Source organism: Leisingera sp. F5, from assembly GCF_001593695.1.
The window spans coordinates 1-2,176 of sequence record NZ_LUKH01000536.1; the positions used below are offsets into that span (position 1 = coordinate 1).

Sequence of the window (2,176 nt, forward strand, 5' to 3'; positions counted from 1 at the left end):
TCTCTGCCAGCTTGAGGATTTCGGCATTGTCTGCTTCGGTCTTCTGCAAAGTCTCTTCGAGTTCCCTGCGCAGGTTGACCTCAGCCGAGGCATCCACGACCAACCCCTCAAGGTAAACCATTTCGCCATTGTCATCATAAACCGCATTGCCGCGCTCGCGTACCCAGGCGGCTGAGCCGTCCGGCCGGCTCAGCCGGTAGGCGACGTCCCAGTTCTGCCGCGCTTCTATTGCGGCATCCACATCGGCAAAGACACGGTCGATGTCCTCTGTGTGAGTCAAGCTGACATAGGACACCTTTGCATTTCCTAGAATGTCCGATTTGGGGCAGCCGCAGAGCTTTTCAATCTGCCCGGCCATGAACTTCATCGTGAAATTCTCGTCATTGGCACAGCGGTACACAAAGGCGCTGCCGGAACTGAAAATGCTGTTGAAAACCGTTAAAGCCTCTTTGTCCATTCTGACCTCTCCCCGGAGCGTGGCGCAAAAATCGGTGAAACAGCCGCAAAGCTGCGTTTGCGGAAGGATTGCGCTGGAAGAGTTAAAGAAGAGTTTACTGGAAAAATAATTTCCTGGAATGAAAAAACAGCGCAAGGCCGGGGTTTTCGTTATTCGGAAGAGTCTGAAAGAGATCAGCCAAGGCTCTTTGGAAACTCCTCCTCGGCAGCCCCGTTGACCTCGCTCCTGAGCTGCCACGACAATGATCTGGCGAAAGATCCGGGAGATTGAACTGCCCCTTCAGGATGGGATCGCTTTCATCAGCCCGCAACACCGGTCAGAGCGATCATTCTCTTCATGTTGCAGGCAAGAACGTTCAATGCCATCTCTGTTCGGACGCATTTGAACCGCCGCGTCAGGAAGTGCGCCATTCCCATCCAGGCCTTGATTGTGCCAAAGGAATATTCGACGGTGCTGCGGCGTGGCTTCATTGGATCATGCGCACCGCCGAGGCGAGGCAGCATCTGATCAATCAGAGGCGCGTGTTCCCAACGGGAGATCATGCGTTCCTCGCCGGTTGTGCCGCGGCGCTTGATTGGGCAGTGCCCGCACCGCCCGGTCCAGTAGCGCCGGATGGGCCACCCGTTTTCCTCTCGCGTATAACGATAGCTCAGCACCTGACTGGCGGGGCAGTGATAGACATCTTTGGACGCGCCGCAGGCGAAACCCGCCTTTACGAACATGCCCTTCGAGCGGTTGCCAGAAGCTTCAGGACGCGGAACGGCCGTGGTGTTTCCAACCGTGTGGCAGGCTAGTATCCCGGCGCTGCTGAAGCACCCCTTGTCTGCGGCGGCGTGCAGATCCTTTCGCCCAAGCGCTGTCTTCGCCGCCTTGGTCATGGGAGCCGGCTGATCGCGGCCGAACCCCTGGCTGGTTGCCTCGTGCGCCACAATCAGACGGGTGCCGGTTTCCACTGCGCTTTGGATGCTGCAGCCTGCATGGCCGCTGCCGCGCGCTGATCGCCATGGCGCGCGCGTCCGGGCCGGTCAGGGAAATTTGCCCATCGGGTGTCTCCGCCAGAGCCTCCCCCATTGCCTTCAGGCATTCGATCTCCTGGAGGAGCCGCCCACGGCGTTTGCCGGGATGGGCGAGCCTCTCCGCCCTGGCGTCTCCGGCGTCTTGCCGGTCAATGCGAACCATCTCGCCGATGCAGCGTTCGGCATCAGCCTCGAGATGGGCCAATCGGCTTTCAATCTTGCGCTTGATAATGTTCCGGCCCCGGTTGCTGACGTCTTGAACCTGCTCCCGCCGATGGCGGCGCAGGCACCTTTCAGGGCGCCGGCACGGCGGCACAGTTCCACGAAACGAGCGCAGCTCCGGCGGATTGCAGAACCGTCCTCAGGGGAAACGATCCCCGGGATCGCTTCCTGGTCCTTCGAACTCGCGGCGGAAGCCGGCGATGGCCTTGCGGTCAGCCGCAAGGCACCCGGTCAGCCGCATCACTTCGACGTTGCGCCCGGCCTCCCGCTCAAGGCGGCGGCTGGAGGGGATGCAGTTCAGACAGCCGTAGATGAATAGCTTGAGCAGCGCAGCCGGATGAGACCCCGGCCGCCGGGTTCGTGCTGGAGGGGGCGGCTGAAACCCGGCGCGGCCAAATCGAGGTCCTTGATAAAGAGACCGGCCGCACGGACCGGATGATCCTTGCGGATCCAGTCTTCAAGTCGTTCCGGAAACAGTGTT

Annotated in this window: 1 protein-coding gene and 1 pseudogene; both read right to left on the minus strand. The window is 60.3% G+C overall.

The window, feature by feature from the left end; translation table 11 throughout:
• The coding region (locus A2I95_RS32910) for a PAS domain-containing protein (RefSeq protein ID WP_291736595.1) at positions 1–457 on the minus strand (457 nt) is incomplete at its 3' end.
• Between the two features lie 279 nt (positions 458–736).
• Positions 737–2,176 (minus strand): annotated as a pseudogene (locus A2I95_RS32915) (transposase); the annotation flags it as partial.